The sequence below is a fragment of the Kitasatospora sp. NPDC034023 genome, assembly GCF_055575795.1.
In genome coordinates this window covers 128,663-145,411 of record NZ_JBVIRY010000002.1, presented here as the reverse complement: position 1 = coordinate 145,411, position 16,749 = coordinate 128,663, and the positions used below count along the sequence as shown (strand labels likewise).

Genomic DNA, 16,749 nt, shown 5'->3' with positions numbered 1-16,749 from the left:
CGTCACCGGATGATGGTCGGTCACCGCCCTCGGAGGTCGGTCACCGCTCCTGGAGCGACGGTCACCGCTCCTGGAGCGTGATCCGCGCCTCGATCGCGGCGGCGAGCCCGTCGAGCCGGTCCACCAGGGTCTTGGCGTGGTCCGCGACCAGGACGATGTGGCCGACGAAGCCCGCGTTGTCGGTGATGCCGGCGCTCACCCGGTCCGAGGGCGACGCGGCGAACGCCGACCGGTGGAGCGGGATGTCGAGCGAGTCGGCGAGCTTGAGGACGTCGGGCAGCGAGGCCAGGACGCCGTCGCCGGGAGCCCGCAGCATGCGGATCCCGCTGAACGCGCGCGGCTCCGGACGGCCGGGCCGGAACTCGCCGGTCACCGCCCAGTGCAGCCATTCCCGCCAGGGGTCGAAGTCCTCGAAGGACAGCCTGGCGAGGTCCCAGATGTGCATGCCGGCCGGGCGCATGTTGGTCTCCACCGCCGAGACGCCCTCCTCGCGCAGGAACAGCTCGTTGTGGAACGCGCCGTTGCCCGGCGAGACCAGCTGCCGGACGTGCTCGCCGGCCCGGTCCAGGGCGGCGGCCTGGTCCGGCTCCAGCGGGGCCGGCACGATCTGCTGGATCTCCGCGCGGAAGCGGTCCTGGGTGGTGTGCTTCTCGGTGAGCCACCGGGTGCCGCCGACGAAGTCCCAGCTGTACTCCTGGGCGTCGCGCACCAGCGTCTCGACCAGCACGCCGGAGTCGTGGTACGGCGCCAGCGCCGCCCAGATCTCCGGGCACCGGGTGAGGTCCGAAACCACCTGGCAGCCACGGCTGTTGCCCTCGTTCGCCGGCTTGACGAACGCCGTGCCGCCGAGCCGGGCGACCGCTGCCTCGAACTCGCCGAGGGAGTGGGCCGGCAGGCTCAGCAGCGGCTGGAACCCGTCCGGGTGCGTCGTGGTGGCGGCCTCGAGCCCGCGGTAGTGCCGCTTGTCCAGGCCGGCCGCGGCCTCCTGCGGTTCGGCGCCGGGCAGCGCGAAGTGCCGGGCCAGCCACGCGCCGAGCGGGACGCCGCGGTCCGAGAAGGGCAGGATGCCGATCGGCCGCAGGCCGAGCCGGCGCAGTTCCTCGGCGATCGGCCGGGCGGCGTCGGCCGACTCGACCGCGCCGAGCGGGGCGACCAGGACCACGTCGGCGGCGGCGTGGTCCTGCGGCTTCGCCTGCTCCGTGATCAGCACGATCTTCGCCCGGTAGGTGCCGTGGCAGAGGTCGCGCAGTTTGGCGACGTCGTAGATCCGGGTGTTGTTGTATCCCGTCACCACGAAGCACGGGTTGCTCATCGCTGCTCCATGACTGCCTGCTGGGTGAGGATCTCGCCGAGGGTGTGTCGCACCTCGGCCGCACTGCCCTGCACGAATCCGGACAGCGGCGTCGCCGCGGTGGCGTAACTGATCCGGCCCGCGTGCGCGGCGGGGCGGGTGTTGCGGACGAAGGAGTGCAGCCGCTTCCCGTACCGGTCCGGGTCGAATTCGATGGCCGCCTGCTCGGTCCGGTGGTGGCCGGGGAAGACGAACCAGCCGTAGTGGTCCTGCGCCGGGCGCGGCTCGATCTGCCCGGTGTCGCCCCAGAGTTGGTAGCGCAGGTCGGCCTGGTAGAGGTCGATGCCGGTGCGCAGTTCGAAGGTCTCCGCGACCCCGGCCCCGCCGATCCGGCTGGCGGTCTCCAGGAAGAGGAACCGGCCGTCCGGCTCGCGGATGGCCTCGAAGTGGAAGCAGCCGTTGCGCTGCCCGAGAACGGCCAGGGTGCGGCGCAGCAGCTCGACGGCTTCCGGCTCGTCGGGCGTCTGGGCGGAGCCGAGCGGGCTGCCGTGCGCGTAGGCGAGGCAGTCGCCCACGTAGACGCTGCTGACCAGGGCCGCGATCTCCCCGTCGCGCAGGCAGCCGTCGAGGTGCCAGATCTCGCCGGGGACGAACTCCTCGACGAAGACCTCCTCGGGATCCGGGCAGGCGTCGAGCCGGTCGAGGATCCGGTCGGCGCCGCCCAGTTCGATGCCGGTGCTGGACGCCTCCAGCCGGGGCTTGATCAGGAACCTGCCTTCGCGCGGCGGGTTGCGGCGGAACGCCTCGACGCTGCGGAACGCGGGCTGCGGGACTCCGGCCTCCTCGGCGAGGGTGCGCATCAGCCACTTGTCGCGGACCGGGAGCACGGCGTCCGGCTGGTCGCCCGGGATGGCGAACTTCTCCCGCAGCAGGGCGGCCGGCAGCAGGTCGTACTCGGAGCGGGCGATCAGCCGGTCGGCGTCGGCGAGCCAGTCGCCGTGGCGCTCGATCATGGCCTGGATGTCGTGCGTGGGGACGCCGAGCAGGCGGCGTTGCGCGTCGGCGGGCAGGTCGTCGAAGCCGTCGGGGGCGCTGAGGTAGCGAACGGTGTGCTGCCGGTGGTCGATCGCCAGGTCGTAGCGGATCTTCCGGAAGGGGATCCGGTGCAGGATGACGATGTTCACGCGCTGTACTCGATTCTGAGGTGCGACTCGCTCTCGCGGAGGAACTCGTCGAGGGCGTCCGGGCTCAGCGAGGTGACGTCCCACAGGGCTTGGCCGACGAAGATCTCCCGGTCCACCTCCGGCAGTTGCTCGCCCTCCTGGACGAACAGCCTGTCCTCCACCAGGTCGACGGGTACGGATCCCCGTGCCACCCGCGCGACCCGCCGGCCCGGCTCACCGAAGAAGACCCGGAAGAAGGTGCGGCGTTCCTCGCTCGCCACCGGCTCGACGGTCCGCCCGAGCAGCTGGTCGATCCAGAGCTCCAGGACGTCGACGCCGCAGTGCCGCAGCGTGCTGGCCACGATGTACGCGCCGCCGATCCGCGGGTTGACCTCGACGATCTCCCAGCCGCGGCCGCGCTGGAACCTGGCCTCCACGTGGTAGACGCCGGTGTCCACGCCCAGGGCCAGCAGGCAGCGCTCGACGTGCTCGACGCCCAGCCGCACCTCGGCCTGGTCGAGGGACCGGGGCGGGCAGACGCAGGCGTTCTCCAGCGTCGTGCGGCCGGACTGGCGCATGTCGACCTTCTCGTGCACGGCGTGCACGGTCATCACGCCGTCGCTGACGCTGGTCTCGAAGCTGCACTCGACACCGTCGATGAACTCCTCGACGATGAACGACGGTTCACCCTCGAAGACGCCGGCGTAGGCGCGGTCCGCGCAGGCCTGCTGCCAGAGGGTGTCGAGTTCACCGATGTCGGTGAGCCGGTCGGCGCGGAAGGCGCCCATCGAGGCGAGCCCCTCGCGCGGCTTGATGAAGTAGCGCGACCTGTCCTCCAACGCGTCGAAGCGCGCCTCGGTGAGGGGCCAGGCGGCCACCTGCGACAGCTCCTGGACGCGCAGGAAGGTGCGCATCGCCAGCTTGTCGCGCAGTCCCCGGACGGTCTCCTCCGACAGGTCGGGGGTGCCGAGCCGGCGGTTCGCGTACGCCATCAGCACCCGGTAGGCGTCCCAGACGGTCAGGCAGCCGAGCAGCCGCACGCCGTCCGCCGAGAGCTCCGCCAGGAACCGGTCGATGTCCGAGCTGCGCAGGGCGGGGTCGTCGGTGATCCGCACCAGCTCGACCTCGTCCTGCCAGGCCGCCTCCACCTCGCGGGTCGGGCTCGATGACAGCACGTACGTCCTGATCCCGCGGCGCTTGAGCGCGGCGGCCAGCGGCGGCACCATCGACATCAACTGGTGCGAGAGGATCAGGAATCCAGTTTTCTCAGCCACGTGAACGAATCCTCTTCTCGACCGCCCGGCCGCCCGCGGTGCAGCGGGCGGCCGGGCAGGGTTACCGAGTGGTCCGGGACGGCGGGGTTCAGGCGGCCTGGGCCGACTCGTCGCCGAAGCGCTCGTACAGGTCGACGAAGAACATCTTCAGCAGCTCCTGGATCTCGGCCAGGTAGCGCTTGATGTCGACGATGTCCTGCTCGCTCTCGATGAAGAGGCTGAGGATGTCCCACATGTCCTGGGTGTGGTCCTCGACCAGGTCGGTGTTCAGGTGGGAGGCCTGACCGACGATCATGTCCTTGCCGAGGGACTCGGACATCGCCTTGATCTGCTTCGGGGTGATCTTCTGGGTGGTGTACTCGACCAGGTAGCTGTAGCAGATCACGCCGAGCGGCTTCTCGTGCTCCGCGACGAAGTAGAGGTAGCCGGCCAGCAGCCGGGTGTTGAAGTTCGGCTCGGTGGCGAAGATCTCCTCCGCGGAGATGCCGACCTTCTCGGCGTCCTTCACGAACAGGGTGTCGTGCAGCATCTCCTCGTCCTGGTAGGCGGCGTAGAGCTGGGCCGCCTCGGCGTTGATGCGGGTGATCTTGTGCAGCGCGTTGGCCTGCGCGGTGCGCATCAGCCGGATGCGCCAGGCGTGCTCGACCAGCGTCTGCTTGTAGTAGCCGAGGTTGACGTCGCTGCCTTCCAGGTGGCGCGCGTAGGGAACGGTGGCGTTCCACTCCTCGATCTTCCCGTCCAGGAAGGTGTCGATCTCCTGCTTCGCCCGCTTGCTGTCCTCGGTGGACAGGAAGGGCTTGCGACGCAGCAGCGCGGAGTCGGTCAGGCGGTTCTTGTTCTCCATGATGGAATCCCTCCAGGGGGTTATTGACTGCTAGTTGATTTCGAAGAGGACGGCGTCGCCGTGGGCCCGGCTCTGGCAGGCGAGCCGCACCGCCGGGTCGTCCATTTCGATGAGCTCGAAGAGGCGCTCTTCATTGGGAGTTCGGGGCGACAGGTTGTCGCCGCCGCTCACCACGCGAACGGCGCAGATCCCGCACTTTCCGGACCGGCAACCGAAGGTGATGTAATCTCCCATCTCCTTCAGGTCGACGTGGCCCTCGAAATCCACACTCTCTTCGGCGTTGACAAATTTCAGATTCGGCACGATGAACCTCGGGTTACGGCCAGTCGGTGGTCAGCGCGGCCTGGGCCGCGCGCAGACTCAGCACCTCGTACAGGAAGCTGTTGACCGGGGTCGCCGTCGCCGTCCTGGCGCCGAGGCAGACCGCTGCTCCGGTCCAGGCTTCGAGCTCGGACGGCTTGCCCGATCGGATGTCGCGGTGCAGCGAGGAGATGCCGGCCGGGGGCTGCCGGTCCAGGAACGCCATGGTGGTGCCGACGATGTCCGCCGGCAGGCGGACGCCCATCGCCTCGGCGACCTGGTGGATCTCGGTCATGGCGTCGCCGAGCAGCCGCCGGGTGCCCGGCCGCGAGCGCAGCGCGCCGACCGGTGCGTCGGTCACCGCGCCGAGGCCCCCCAACGGCACGACGAAGAGGAACTTCGCCCAGAGGTCCGCCCAGATGTCCTCGGCGATCACCGGGGCCACCCCGGCCTCGCCCAGCGCGTCCCGGAGCCGCTCCACCCGCCGGGTGACGCGGTTGTCCCATTCGCCGAAGGTCAACGACCCGGCCGAACCGACGTGGTGGATCCGGCCGGGACTGTCGAGGTACGTGATGACCTTCGCGACGCCGGGCAGGACCGCGTCACGGCCGACGACCTGCGCGACCTCCTCGGGCGTCCGGACGCCGTTCTGTAAGGTCAGCACCGCCGTGTCGGGGCCGATCAACGGCCCCAACCCGGCTGATGCGGACGCTACTTGCCACGTTCTGACGCCGAGGAGAACGTAGTCGACCCGGCCGATCTCCCGGGTGTCGGCGGTAGCCCGCACCGACCCCACGGAGAAACCCTCGGTCGGGCTCTGCACGGTGAGCCCGTGGCGGCGAAGTGCCTCCAGGTGCGCACCGCGCGCGACGAAATGCACGTCCTGCCCGGCCGCTGCGAGGCGGCCGCCGAGGTATCCACCGAGGCCTCCGCTGCCCACGACCGCGATTCTCACAGCGCCTCCTCGTGGAGTTACGCGACGGGCGCGCCGCCCCACTGCGAATCGGCCACCACGACCGCGGCGCCCGAACGCCCGCCGTGCTCCTGACCGGCGGCGGCGAAGCCGATGACGGTCAGGGCGCAGACGGTCGCTGCGATCGCTGCGGCCAAACGGCGAACAGTGGACTTCGGCATAGCGGCCCCCGCACTTTCGAGTCAGCGGGGAGTCGTTTTCCCCGTTGCACCCATCCTGTCGAGATCCGACCCGCGGTGGCCAGCGGATTCGTCTGCACAAATGCGCGCTGCACTGTTGTGAGGCCCCCCCGAGCATCTTCACGAAGCCCACCTATGATGCACAATCATGCGCTGCACTTCTGTGAACCAGGGCCAAGCCTGCCCGAATACGGACAACCCGGATTACTCGGGTGGCACTGGATTGTGCGAAGCCGCGCTGCAGTTTTACCGAACTGCCGTGGCAGAGCACGCCGTTCCCCGCACGGACACGCCCGACTGCCTGATCACCCTACGGCTCATGGCGGAAAGCCGGGAAAACCCGGAGCTGGCCCACGCGCTGCCGCCGTCCACGGCCTCCGCCTTCGTCATCCGGCCGATGGAGCACAGGATCGCCGCGCTGGAGGAGACCGCCCGGTCCACCCGCGCCGCCTTCTCCGCCCTGGAGACCGTCTACGCGGACGCCAGACGGCGCGAGAAGCCCGGATACGCGCTGCTGCAGGGGTCCGAGACCATCAGCGAGGTGCTCGGCGCGGCGGTCGACGCCTGCCGGACCGAACTGCTCACCGCCCAGCCCGGCGGCGCCCGGCCGCACGAGTTGCTGGAGCGCGCCCTCGAGCACGAGATCCCCAGACTCCGGGCCGGAATGGTCCAGCGGACCCTCTACCAGCACGCGGTGCGCTCGGATTCGCCCACCATGTCGTACATCGAGCGGATCACCGAGGCGGGCGCCCAGGTCCGGACGACCGCCGAGGTCCTCGACCGCCTGGTGGTGGTGGACCGCGAGGTCGCCTTCATCCCCGTCCAGGACGAGCGGAGCACCGCCGCCCTGGAGATCCGCCAGCCCGCGATCGTCCGCTACCTGGTCCGGGTCTTCGAGCACGCCTGGGACCGGGCCATCGTCATCGACGGCTCCCTGCGCCGCAGCGCACCGATCACCTCCGACGTCCAGCGCGCCATCCTGCACGGGATCATCTCCGGCGAGACCGACGAGAGCGTCGCCCGCCGGGTCGGCATGAGCCGGCGCAGCGTCGCGGAACACGTCCGCAAGATCTCCGAGCGCCTCGGCAGCAACAGCCGCGCCCAGCTCGGCTACCTCATCGCCATCAACGGGCTCCTCGACAGCCTCGGCGACGCCCCCGCCCCACCCCGCCCCCACTCGTACGAGGCCGCGCCCCACTAGGGCGTTTCTTTCCGATCAGCGGATCGCTGGTCTGGTCGTGCCGTTGGCTGACGCGCAGCCGAGGACGTCGCCGAGGTGGGCCGCGAACGACGCCCGGACGGCGTCGGGCGTCATCTTCCGATCGTCGGTCAGGTGCGCCACCAGGTCGGCGCGGATCGCCGCCAGCAGCGCGTGCGCGGTGAAGTCCGGGTCGTGGACGCCGGGCACCCGCTCCAGCGCCGTACGCAGGACGTCGTGCCACCAGCCGTAGTGCGCGGCCCGATAGGGGCTGCCGAGCCCGGCCTCCTCCGCGGCCGCCATCAGGTGCCGATTGTCGATCTTGAACTGCAGTACGGCGTCGAGGAGGTCGAGTACCTGCTGCCGCGGTGAGGCCCCGGCCGCGTCCCGCGCCTCGCGTACGGACTCCTGAAGGGGCTCCATCCGGGAGGCGATCACGGCGGCGATCAGGCCGGTCCGATCGCCGAAGCGGCGGAAGAGGGTGCCCTTGCCCACGCCCGCCGCCGCGGCGATGTCGTCCATGGACACCGCGTGAGGGGCGTTGGTGGCGGCGAACAGAGCGTCGGCGGCGGCCAGGACGGCTTCCCGGTTGCGTTGGGCGTCCGCGCGTTCGGTCCGCTGGGTCACGGGTGTCCTCCCTGGTCTTCGACGGGTGGGGTGGGCGGGCGGTGAGGCGGGCAGTCGCGTCATCCGGCCAGTCGACGATACGTGCTGCCGAGCAGCAGACGTCGCCGGGGTCGGGGAGTCGCAACACCGGGTCGCTGCGGCGTCAGCTGTCGCGGGCCAGGTCACGTTCGACGAAGGCGCGGAGGCTTCCCGGTGCGCGCCCGGTGAGCCGCTCGACCGTGTCCGAGACCCGGTCTTCGGCGCCCTCCGCGATGGCGCGGTCCATGCCTGCCAGCATGGTGGCGAACTCCATCGGTATCTCGGCCGCCCAGCGGTCGCGCAGTTCCTCGAAGGTCAGCTGCCGGTGTACGACGGGTCGGCCGGTGACCTCGGCGACGGTCGCGGCGACCTCGTCGTAGCTCAGTGCCTGCGGGCCGGTGAGGATGAGGTCGGCATTCGGGGCCGGCTCGTCGACCAGGGCCCGTACGGCGACGGCGGCGATGTCGGCCGCGTCGATGAAGCCGACCCGGCCGTTCCCCGAGGCCGTCCGGATGACGCCCTCCTCCCGGATGCTGCGGGCGTGGGGCATGGAGCCGGTGAAGTTCTGCATGAACCAGGAAGGCCGGAGTGCCGCCCACTCGTCGAACAGGCCGGGCAGCGCCGCGTGCACCTCTCCTACGGCCGGGCCGCCCGCGGGGATCGCCGACGAGCTGAGCAGCACCGCGCGCCGCACGCCCACCGCGCGGGCCCGGCGCAGGAAGGGCAGCATGACGGTGGCCGGCTCCGAGGAGCCGATGGGCGGGACGAGGTAGGCGCGGTCGACGTCGGCGAGGGCCTCGTCCCAGGTGGTGGACTCGTGCCAGTCGAAGCGGACGGCCTGTGCGCCGTCCACCGGGGTGGCGGTCCGGCCGGCGGCCTTCACCCGATGGCCTTCGGCGACCAGTCCGGCGGTCACCCGGCGGCCGGTGGTGCCGGTGGCCCCGATGACCAGAGCGGCGCTCACCGGCCCGCTCCCGCGAAGTCGACGCCGGGCTGTGAGACGGCGAGCGGGTTCCAGTAGTCGCGGTACGAGGTGATTCGCCCGCGCTCGACGGTGACCACGGCGATGTAGGTCATGTCGAAGGGGCTGTCGGTCTTCACCAGGCGGCCGACGCCGCGCATCTCCACCACGATGCGCTCGGGCGCGGTGGTCTGGTGGATCGTCACCTCGGGGAAGTCGCGGAGGTCGACGTGGTCGGGGTAGTGGCGCATGTACGCGCCGACCGCGGCCTTGCCCTCCAGTCTCGTGGGCCAGCCCTCCGGCGCGAAGGGGAACTCCAGGACGCCGTCCTCGTCCCACAGGTCCACCCAGGCGGGGATGTCCTTCTCCAGCAGCAGTCGCAGGCTGTGGCGGTACAGCTCTGCGGCCTCCGTCGGTACGGCCATGATCGTGGATTCCGTTCTGAGGAAGGTGGTCGCGACCGAGCCCGCAGCGGCCGGCGGCGCGAAAGCGGACCGTCGGTCCGCATGAGTGGAAGCATACGGACCGGCGGTCCGCTTAACAAGGCCGAGCGTCGGCGGACGACCTCCCTCGCCGGCGCTCCCGTGGGCGCCTGACCTGGGGGCGCGTTTATAACTGAAGCATCATTTATAAACGTGTTACGCTGGACGCGAAGGAGGAAACACATGCCACGACCACGCACCACCAGCGACGCGGAGATCCTCGCGGCCACCGCGCGCGCCATCGGCGCGCACGGGCCGGGGAGGATGACCCTGGCCCATGTCGGGGCGGAGGCAGGCGTGTCGCCTGCGACTCTGTCGCAACGCTTCGGGTCCAAGCGGTCGCTACTGCTGGCGTTCGCGGCCGACGCCGCGAAGAACGCCGCCGAGCCCTACCGGCGGGCCCGGGCGGTACACGACTCGCCGCTCAAGGCCCTGCATGCGGCGGCGACCGAGTTCGCCGGGTACATGGCCACGCCGCAGGAGATGTCCAACCACCTCGGGATGCTCCAACTCGACCTCACCGACCCCGACTTCCGCACCCTGGCCGCCGCGCACACCCATGCGGTGGACGAGGCGCTGCGGGAACTGCTTGCCGAGGCCGTCAAGCGCGGCGAACTCGCCCCGGGCACGGACGTGCCGCGCCTGGCGCGCGCCGTGAAGATCACCACCGACGGGTCGCTGCTGCGCTGGGCCCTCACCGGCGAGGGGGAGCCCGCGGCCCTGCTCCACGACGACCTCGACCATCTTCTGGGGAGGACCCCATGACCTTCAGCGCCACCGTCTTCGTCGGCACCAGCCTCGACGGGTACATCGCCCGCCCGGACGGCGACATCGACTGGCTCGACGAGCGCGGCCGGAAGGCCGGCGACCTCGGCTACACCGACTTCCTCGACACCGTCGACGCGGTCGTCATGGGCCGCAACACCTACGAGAAGGTCCTCGGCTTCGGCGAGGACGCCTGGCACTACGGCGACCGCCACGTCGTCGTGCTCAGCACGACCCTCCCCGAGGACGCCGACCCGCGGATCACCGTCCACCGCGACCTCGGCGCCCTGATCGCCGACCTCGACGAGCGCGGCATCAGGCACGTCTACCCCGACGGCGGCCGCCTGGTGCAGAGCTTCGTCCGCGCGGGCCGTGTCGACGCGTTCATCATCAGCGTTGCCCCCGTGCTCATCGGTTCCGGCCTCCAACTGTTCGGCGAGCTGACCGAGGACGTCCCCCTGCGCCTGGAGTCAGCCACCAGCGCCGGCGGGTTCGCCCAACTGCGCTACGCGGTCGAGAAGTAGCCGCACCCGCCTCGGCTGACCCACGCGGACACGTGGCGCCGTCGACCTCGTTCGCTGCCATTTCACATCGCGAGCCGTCGGACGGCCTATGGCGGGTCCGAAGACTGCGTTCCGCAGGTCGGAGGTGCTCTTACAGGTCGTAGTTCTGATCGAACATGTCCCTGACCTGCGGAAATGGGAGCCTCGCGGAAGATCATTTCACAACCGGTGCACACGCGGCGACCATGACGATGCTCGCTTGCTGTCACCCCACGCGACCGGCACTTCTGAGTTGCGCCCTACGAGCAAAAGTGGTGGCTGCCACCTGCGGGTGGCAGCCACCACTTTTGCTCGTAGCCGTGGGGGCCCGTTCATTTCGGCGCTCAGCCTGACCGGTGTCCCGCTGCGATGGCACGTTGCGCATGGTTGCTCAGAGCGGTGAAACGCCCGCTCTGCTGCGATTGTTCACGCGTTGTGGGTGCTGTGCTGTAGCCCTCTCGCCGAGTTCGATCTCAAGCATGATCATTTCACGCTCATTTCACATCGCGAGTCGGCGGCGGCCCCTGAAGGGCGTTTCCGCAGGTCAGGAGAGTCCCTGGCCTGCGGAAACGATGAGAGATCGAACTGCGTTTCCGCAGGTCGGAGGGCTTACAGGTCGTAGTAGAGCTCGAACTCGTGCGGGTGCGGCCGCAGGGCGATCGGGGCGATCTCGTTGGTGCGCTTGAAGTCGATCCAGGTCTCGATCAGGTCCGGGGTGAAGACGTTGCCCGCGAGCAGGTACTCGTGGTCGGCCTCCAGGGCCTCGAGGACGGCCGGGAGCGAGGAGGGCACCTGCGGGACGTTGGCGTGCTCCTCGGGGGCCAGCTCGTAGAGGTCCTTGTCGACCGGCTCCAGCGGCTCGATCTTGTTGCGGATGCCGTCGAGGCCGGCCATCAGCATGGCGGAGAAGGCCAGGTACGGGTTGGAGGACGGGTCCGGTGCGCGGAACTCGATGCGCTTGGCCTTGGCGTTGGAGCCGGTGATCGGGATGCGGATCGCGGCCGAGCGGTTGCGCTGCGAGTAGACCAGGTTGACCGGGGCCTCGAAGCCCGGCACCAGGCGGTGGTAGGAGTTCACCGAGGGGTTGGTGAACGCCAGCAGCGAGGGCGCGTGCCGGAGCAGGCCGCCGATGTAGTAGCGCGCGGTGTCGGAGAGTCCGGCGTAGCCCTGCTCGTCGTAGAAGAGCGGCGAGCCCGCGGTCCACAGCGACTGGTGGACGTGCATGCCCGAGCCGTTGTCGCCGAAGATCGGCTTCGGCATGAAGGTGGCGGTCTTGCCGTTCCGCCAGGCGACGTTCTTGATGATGTACTTGAACAGCATCAGGTCGTCGGCGGCGTGCAGCAGGGTGTTGAACTTGTAGTTGATCTCCGCCTGGCCGGCCGTGCCGACCTCGTGGTGCTGGCGCTCGACCTCGAGCCCGGCCTTGGCGAGTTCCAGCGACATCTCGGCGCGCAGGTCGGCGAAGTGGTCGACCGGCGGGACGGGGAAGTAGCCGCCCTTGTACTTGACCTTGTAGCCGCGCGCGTCGCCCTCGGCGGCGCCGCTGTTCCAGGCGCCGGCCTCCGAGTCGATGTGGTAGAAGGACGCGTTGGCGCTGGTGTCGAAGCGGACCGAGTCGAAGACGTAGAACTCGGCCTCGGGCCCGAAGAACGCGGTGTCGGCGATGCCGGAGGAGGCGAGGTAGGCCTCGGCCTTCTTGGCGACGTTGCGCGGGTCGCGGCTGTAGGCCTCGCCGGTGACCGGGTCCTGGATGAAGAAGTTGATGTTGAGGTGCTTCTCGGCCCGGAAGGGGTCGAGCCGGGCCGTGGCGAGGTCCGGCACGAGTGCCATGTCGGACTCGTGGATGGCCTGGAAGCCGCGGATCGACGAGCCGTCGAACATCAGGATCTCGGACGGATCGAAGGTCGCCGCAGGTACGGAGAAGTGCTGCAAGACGCCAGGCAGGTCGCAGAAACGGACATCGACGAACTTCACGTCGTTGTCCTGGATGTACTGCTTCACTTCGGCGGCGTTGTTGAACATCCATCCTCCTCAGCGTGCGAATTGGGCTCACCCTAGGAATGGGGCGTTTCCGTCCGGTGACCCGCTCGTTTCCTCGATGTTAACCGCGTCCCCCGGGCGGGCGGCAAAGACGTACGGGAGCGGGCAAAACGCCCCGCTCACCTGGGCGGCTTCCCGCCAGTGGTCTGGACCACTGGGAAGGCCGCGGGGAACGCGCCGCAGGCGGGATTCACCCGGTCGGGGACGGCGCCCCGCCCGGAGGGGTGCCGGTGACGGTGCGCGCCGTCAGCCCGGTTAGTGTGGATTCGTGGACACCAGAGAAGCGTTGGGATCGTGGATCGACGGCCCTAAGGCGGCCGCCGAGAAGATGGGCGCCGACTTCGGCCACCGCGGCGAGCGCCTCGGACTGCCCGAGGAGGGCTCCGGCTCCCTCGCCGGCCCCGGCCGCCGGATCGGCGCCCTGCTCGTGGACGGCTGGCTGGTCGCCCTGATCTCCTACGGCCTGATCGCCCGAGGCGACCAGGCCGAGGCCAACCTGTGGACCAGCCCGCTGTACTTCCTCGTCGCGGCCCTGCTGCTCGCCACGACCGGTACGACGGTCGGCAAGCGGCTCTTCGGCCTCCGGGTGATCCGCCTGGACGGCGGCCGCGCGACCATCCCGCAGGTCCTGCTGCGTACCCTGCTGCTCTGCCTGGTGGTGCCCCCGCTGGTCTGGGACCGCGACACCCGGGGTCTGCACGACAAGGCGGTCGGCACCGTCGAGGTCCGGATCTAGGCGAGGCCCGGATCCGGCACCCACCGGACCCGGTGGGTACCGCACGGCGCGCAACGCACGGCACCCACCGCACGGCGCGCAACGCACGGCGCACAACGTCGAAACGGCCCCGCCGCGGAGCTTCCGCGGCGGGGCCGTTCTGGTGTGGACGGGGGAGGGTCAGCGGGCCTGGCCGCCCTTGGGCATCCGGGCGCCCTTGGGCATCGGGCCCTTGGGGATCGGCGCCTTGGAGAGCAGGTCGCCCAGCGCGCGCAGGCGGTCGTTGGTCTCGGTGACCTGGGAGGCGGTGATGGCGCGGGGCAGGCGCATGAGGTGGATCTGCAGCTTCTTCAGCGGGACCTCACCCTCGCCGTCGCCCACCACGATGTCGTGCACCGGCACATCGCCGACCACACGGGCCATCTTCTTCTTCTCGGAGGCCAGCAGCTGGCGCACCCGGTTCGGGTTGCCCTCGCCGATCAGCGCGATGCCGGCCCGGCCCACCGCGCGGTAGACCGCGTCCTGGTTACGGGTGACCGCGACCGGGGTGGTGTTGGAGCTCCAGCCGCGCCGGATGTTGTTCAGCACCGCCGCGACGGCGCCCGGCTGCCCCTCCATCTGCCCGAACGCGGCGCGTTCGGCCCGGCGCCCGAAGACGATCGCCATGGCCAGCACGGCCACGATGAAGCCCAGGATGCCCAGATAGATCGGGTGGTCGATTGCGAAGCCGATGGCGAGGAACACGCCGAAGGTCAGCAGGCCGACGCCGGCGATGATCAGGCCGATCTTGGTGTCGACCTTCTTGGTCATGGTGTAAGCCAGGCGGATCTGCTTCAGTCGCCCGGGGTTCTCGGATGTTTCCCTCGCCATAACGCTCATGGTACGTGGCAGGGGTACGGGATATCCAAGCCCGGGTACCCGTTCGCCCGAACCGTGACCCGTGTGCCCGTACGCCGTCGCACACAGCGACGCCGGAACCTCACCCCGGTACGGACCGGGCTGCCGCCGTCCCCGCGCTCTCCACCGCCATCGCGTCGTGCCGGCGGTCCGCCGCGTGCTGACGGTTCTCGCACACCGCCGCCCAGGCGTTGCGCCGCGCGTGCCGCTGGCCGGGCGCCAGCAGGACGCTCTCGGCGAACCGCAGCGCCACTCCCACCGACCGGATCCGCATCCCCATGCCGAACAGCTCCTCTCGTGGCTGAGAAGAATCGAACGCTCGCTGGACGTCCATCATCCCCACCCCGTGTTACCAGCCCGTGACCAGGCAGTCAAAGTGTGGTGAAGCGTCGAGGGGCGGAGCCGCAGCTCCGCCCCTCGAATGGCTCAAATGGCTCGAACCCGATCAACGGCTCGAACCCGATCGCGACCGTCAGACCGCGGCCTGCTCGCGCCGCTCCAGCGCCTGCCGGTACAGCCGGCCGGCCCGGTACGACGAGCGCACCAGCGGGCCCGACATGACGCCGGCGAAGCCCAGCTCCTCGGCCTCCTCCTGGAGCTCGACGAACTCGTGCGGCTTCACCCAGCGCTCCACCGGGTGGTGGCGCAGCGAGGGGCGCAGGTACTGGGTGATGGTGATGAGCTCGCAGCCGGCGCCGACCAGGTCGGCGAGCGCCTGGCTGACCTCCTCGCGGGTCTCGCCCATGCCCAGGATCAGGTTGGACTTGGTCACCAGTCCGGCCGCGCGGGCCTGGGTGATGACGTCCAGCGAGCGCTCGTAGCGGAACGCCGGGCGGATCCGCTTGAAGATCCGCGGCACCGTCTCGACGTTGTGCGCGAGCACCTCGGGGCGGGAGGAGAAGACCTCGGCCAGCTGCTCGGGCACCGCGTTGAAGTCGGGGATGAGCAGCTCGACGCCGGTGCGGCCGCTCTCGCGGTCGGCGGTCATCGCGTGCACCTGGCGCACGGTCTCGGCGTACAGCCAGGCGCCGCCGTCCTCCAGGTCGTCGCGGGCGACGCCGGTGATGGTGGCGTAGTTGAGGTCCATGGTGACGATGGACTCGGCGACCCGGCGCGGCTCGTCACGGTCGAACTCGGCGGGCTTGCCGGTGTCGATCTGGCAGAAGTCGCAGCGGCGGGTGCACTGGTCACCGCCGATGAGGAAGGTCGCCTCGCGGTCCTCCCAGCACTCGAAGATGTTGGGGCAGCCGGCCTCCTGGCAGACCGTGTGCAGCCCCTCCTTCTTCACCAGCGAGTGGAGGGCGTTGTACTCCGGGCCCATCTTCGCGCGGGTCTTGATCCACTCGGGCTTCCGCTCGATGGGGGTCTCGCTGTTGCGGACCTCCAGGCGGAGAAGCTTCCTGCCGTCGGGTGCGACAGCGGACACGTGCGACTCCTAGAACTAGACGGGGTACCCCCAGGGTACGCCTGTGGTTGTACGGCCTTCGCCGGGCCTGCCGCCCTGCAATCGCAGGGCAACACGGCTACTGGTGAGTAGATTCCCAGTGCTCGGGGGTTTTCGTGCTCGGGGGTTTTCGGCGGCTGTGCGCCGGGCCGGGTCGGCGACCGGGCGCCGGCAGGGTGCCGACGGGGGTCAGCGACGGGGTCAGTGGCTGAGCGCCGGTTCGGGCAGCTCGGCGAAGAGCTCCGTCAGGTGCCGCTCGACCACCGGCGCCGCCTCGGCGACGGAGAGCCCGCGCTCCAGCTCGCCGGAGAGCGAGGCCACGCCCGCGTCCCGGATGCCGCACGGCACGATCTTGTCGAACCAGGTCATGTCCGGGTCGCAGTTGAGCGCGAAGCCGTGCATGGTCACACCGCGGGCGACCCGCACGCCGATCGCGGCGAGCTTGCGGTCGTCGCCGCGCTGCCCGGCGTTGGAGGGCGCGTACTCGGGGCCGGCCAGCCGCGGGTCGATGCCCAGCGGCAGGCCCATCCGCAGGGTCAGCTTGCCGATGTCCACCACCTCGGCCGGGTCGACCACGGCGTCCGGGATGGACTCGCCCAGCACCCAGACCCCGCTGCGGCCCTCGACCCGGGCGGTCCCGATGCCGAACTCGGCGGCGGCGCGGATCAGCGCCTCCTCCAGCCGGCGGACGTAGGCGATGACGTCGATCGGGTCGGGCAGCTTGACGATCGGGTAGCCGACCAGCTGGCCGGGGCCGTGCCAGGTGATCTCGCCGCCCCGGTTGACCTCGACCACCGGGGTGCCGTCGAGCGGCAGGTCGGCGGGGTTGGTGCGCTTGCCCATGGTGTACACGGACTGGTGTTCCAGCAGCAGGACGGTGTCGGGGATCTCGTCCGCGACCCGCAGCGCGTGCAGCCGCTGCTGCTCCTCCCACGCCTCCTGATACGGCACGGTGCGCTCACCTATGCCCATGTGAACAAAACGCACGTTCGCGCTCACGTTCTGCGCTCCTTGCCAGGCGTTCGAGACCAACCTC

19 protein-coding genes are annotated in these 16,749 nt (G+C 70.2%); 4 read left to right on the top strand and 15 right to left on the bottom strand.

What is annotated here, in order from left to right:
* Window positions 1-61: 61 nt before the first annotated feature.
* From ACZ52R_RS03535 to ACZ52R_RS03505, 7 genes are all read right to left on the bottom strand, one after another.
* Window positions 62-1,312, bottom strand: coding sequence for a hypothetical protein (locus ACZ52R_RS03535; RefSeq protein WP_465621585.1), 1,251 nt, complete (start codon window positions 1,310-1,312; stop codon window positions 62-64).
* Window positions 1,309-2,475: an ATP-grasp domain-containing protein gene (locus ACZ52R_RS03530; RefSeq protein WP_465621583.1), complete on the bottom strand. Its 1,167-nt coding sequence runs from the start codon at window positions 2,473-2,475 to the stop codon at window positions 1,309-1,311. Before ACZ52R_RS03530 ends, ACZ52R_RS03535 begins: the two co-directional genes overlap by 4 nt.
* Entirely contained in the window at window positions 2,472-3,728 is a 1,257-nt protein-coding gene (locus ACZ52R_RS03525; RefSeq protein WP_465621581.1) for an ATP-grasp domain-containing protein, read from the bottom strand. Before ACZ52R_RS03525 ends, ACZ52R_RS03530 begins: the two co-directional genes overlap by 4 nt.
* Before the next feature lie 88 nt (window positions 3,729-3,816).
* Complete coding sequence (locus tag ACZ52R_RS03520) at window positions 3,817-4,572, bottom strand: iron-containing redox enzyme family protein (protein ID WP_465621579.1); 756 nt, start codon at window positions 4,570-4,572, stop codon at window positions 3,817-3,819.
* 30 nt (window positions 4,573-4,602) lie between these two features.
* On the bottom strand, window positions 4,603-4,875 hold the full coding sequence (locus ACZ52R_RS03515; RefSeq protein WP_465621577.1) for a 2Fe-2S iron-sulfur cluster-binding protein: 273 nt from the start codon (window positions 4,873-4,875) through the stop codon (window positions 4,603-4,605).
* Between the two features lie 13 nt (window positions 4,876-4,888).
* The gene (locus ACZ52R_RS03510) at window positions 4,889-5,812 is read right to left on the bottom strand and encodes a 2-dehydropantoate 2-reductase (RefSeq protein ID WP_465621575.1); all 924 of its coding nucleotides are present in this window, start codon (window positions 5,810-5,812) and stop codon (window positions 4,889-4,891) included.
* A gap of 32 nt (window positions 5,813-5,844) precedes the next feature.
* Entirely contained in the window at window positions 5,845-5,982 is a 138-nt protein-coding gene (locus tag ACZ52R_RS03505; RefSeq protein WP_465621573.1) for a hypothetical protein, read from the bottom strand.
* 301 nt (window positions 5,983-6,283) lie between these two features.
* Between ACZ52R_RS03505 and ACZ52R_RS03500 the strand changes: the two genes are divergently transcribed.
* The gene (locus ACZ52R_RS03500; RefSeq protein WP_465752610.1) at window positions 6,284-7,225 is read left to right on the top strand and encodes a LuxR C-terminal-related transcriptional regulator; all 942 of its coding nucleotides are present in this window, start codon (window positions 6,284-6,286) and stop codon (window positions 7,223-7,225) included.
* Between the two features lie 15 nt (window positions 7,226-7,240).
* Here the strand turns inward: ACZ52R_RS03500 and ACZ52R_RS03495 are convergent, their stop codons facing one another.
* The 3 genes from ACZ52R_RS03495 to ACZ52R_RS03485 all read right to left on the bottom strand — a co-directional run bounded on the left by ACZ52R_RS03495 (window position 7,241) and on the right by ACZ52R_RS03485 (window position 9,253).
* Window positions 7,241-7,849 carry a TetR/AcrR family transcriptional regulator gene (locus ACZ52R_RS03495; protein ID WP_465662853.1) on the bottom strand — a complete coding sequence of 203 codons (609 nt, stop codon included), beginning with the start codon at window positions 7,847-7,849 and terminating at the stop codon, window positions 7,241-7,243.
* Between the two features lie 142 nt (window positions 7,850-7,991).
* The gene (locus ACZ52R_RS03490; RefSeq protein ID WP_465752608.1) at window positions 7,992-8,831 is read right to left on the bottom strand and encodes an NmrA family NAD(P)-binding protein; all 840 of its coding nucleotides are present in this window, start codon (window positions 8,829-8,831) and stop codon (window positions 7,992-7,994) included.
* Window positions 8,828-9,253: a nuclear transport factor 2 family protein gene (locus ACZ52R_RS03485; protein ID WP_465752606.1), complete on the bottom strand. Its 426-nt coding sequence runs from the start codon at window positions 9,251-9,253 to the stop codon at window positions 8,828-8,830. Before ACZ52R_RS03485 ends, ACZ52R_RS03490 begins: the two co-directional genes overlap by 4 nt.
* Window positions 9,254-9,493: 240 nt before the next feature.
* Between ACZ52R_RS03485 and ACZ52R_RS03480 the strand changes: the two genes are divergently transcribed.
* Window positions 9,494-10,075 (top strand): TetR/AcrR family transcriptional regulator, encoded by a 582-nt coding sequence (locus ACZ52R_RS03480; protein ID WP_360492567.1) that lies wholly within the window; start codon window positions 9,494-9,496, stop codon window positions 10,073-10,075.
* Window positions 10,072-10,599 carry a dihydrofolate reductase family protein gene (locus ACZ52R_RS03475; protein WP_465621563.1) on the top strand — a complete coding sequence of 176 codons (528 nt, stop codon included), beginning with the start codon at window positions 10,072-10,074 and terminating at the stop codon, window positions 10,597-10,599. The genes ACZ52R_RS03480 and ACZ52R_RS03475 overlap by 4 nt, the downstream gene beginning before the upstream one ends.
* Before the next feature lie 627 nt (window positions 10,600-11,226).
* On the opposite strand, the gene glnA is transcribed toward ACZ52R_RS03475, so the two are convergent.
* Window positions 11,227-12,639: a type I glutamate--ammonia ligase gene (glnA, locus tag ACZ52R_RS03470; RefSeq protein ID WP_465621562.1), complete on the bottom strand. Its 1,413-nt coding sequence runs from the start codon at window positions 12,637-12,639 to the stop codon at window positions 11,227-11,229.
* Between the two features lie 286 nt (window positions 12,640-12,925).
* Here glnA and ACZ52R_RS03465 point away from each other — a divergent pair, with 286 nt between their 5' ends.
* On the top strand, window positions 12,926-13,393 hold the full coding sequence (locus ACZ52R_RS03465; protein WP_360492558.1) for an RDD family protein: 468 nt from the start codon (window positions 12,926-12,928) through the stop codon (window positions 13,391-13,393).
* Between the two features lie 159 nt (window positions 13,394-13,552).
* Here the strand turns inward: ACZ52R_RS03465 and ACZ52R_RS03460 are convergent, their stop codons facing one another.
* The 4 genes from ACZ52R_RS03460 to lipB form a co-directional block, all read right to left on the bottom strand.
* Complete coding sequence (locus ACZ52R_RS03460) at window positions 13,553-14,251, bottom strand: DUF4191 domain-containing protein (RefSeq protein ID WP_396287787.1); 699 nt, start codon at window positions 14,249-14,251, stop codon at window positions 13,553-13,555.
* Window positions 14,252-14,351: 100 nt separating this feature from the next.
* Window positions 14,352-14,549 (bottom strand): SCO2195 family GlnR-regulated protein, encoded by a 198-nt coding sequence (locus tag ACZ52R_RS03455; protein WP_465621559.1) that lies wholly within the window; start codon window positions 14,547-14,549, stop codon window positions 14,352-14,354.
* 192 nt (window positions 14,550-14,741) lie between these two features.
* Window positions 14,742-15,695: a lipoyl synthase gene (gene lipA / locus ACZ52R_RS03450; RefSeq protein WP_360492549.1), complete on the bottom strand. Its 954-nt coding sequence runs from the start codon at window positions 15,693-15,695 to the stop codon at window positions 14,742-14,744.
* Window positions 15,696-15,914: 219 nt separating this feature from the next.
* Entirely contained in the window at window positions 15,915-16,685 is a 771-nt protein-coding gene (gene lipB / locus ACZ52R_RS03445) for a lipoyl(octanoyl) transferase LipB (RefSeq protein ID WP_465621661.1), read from the bottom strand.
* Window positions 16,686-16,749: the final 64 nt, after the last annotated feature.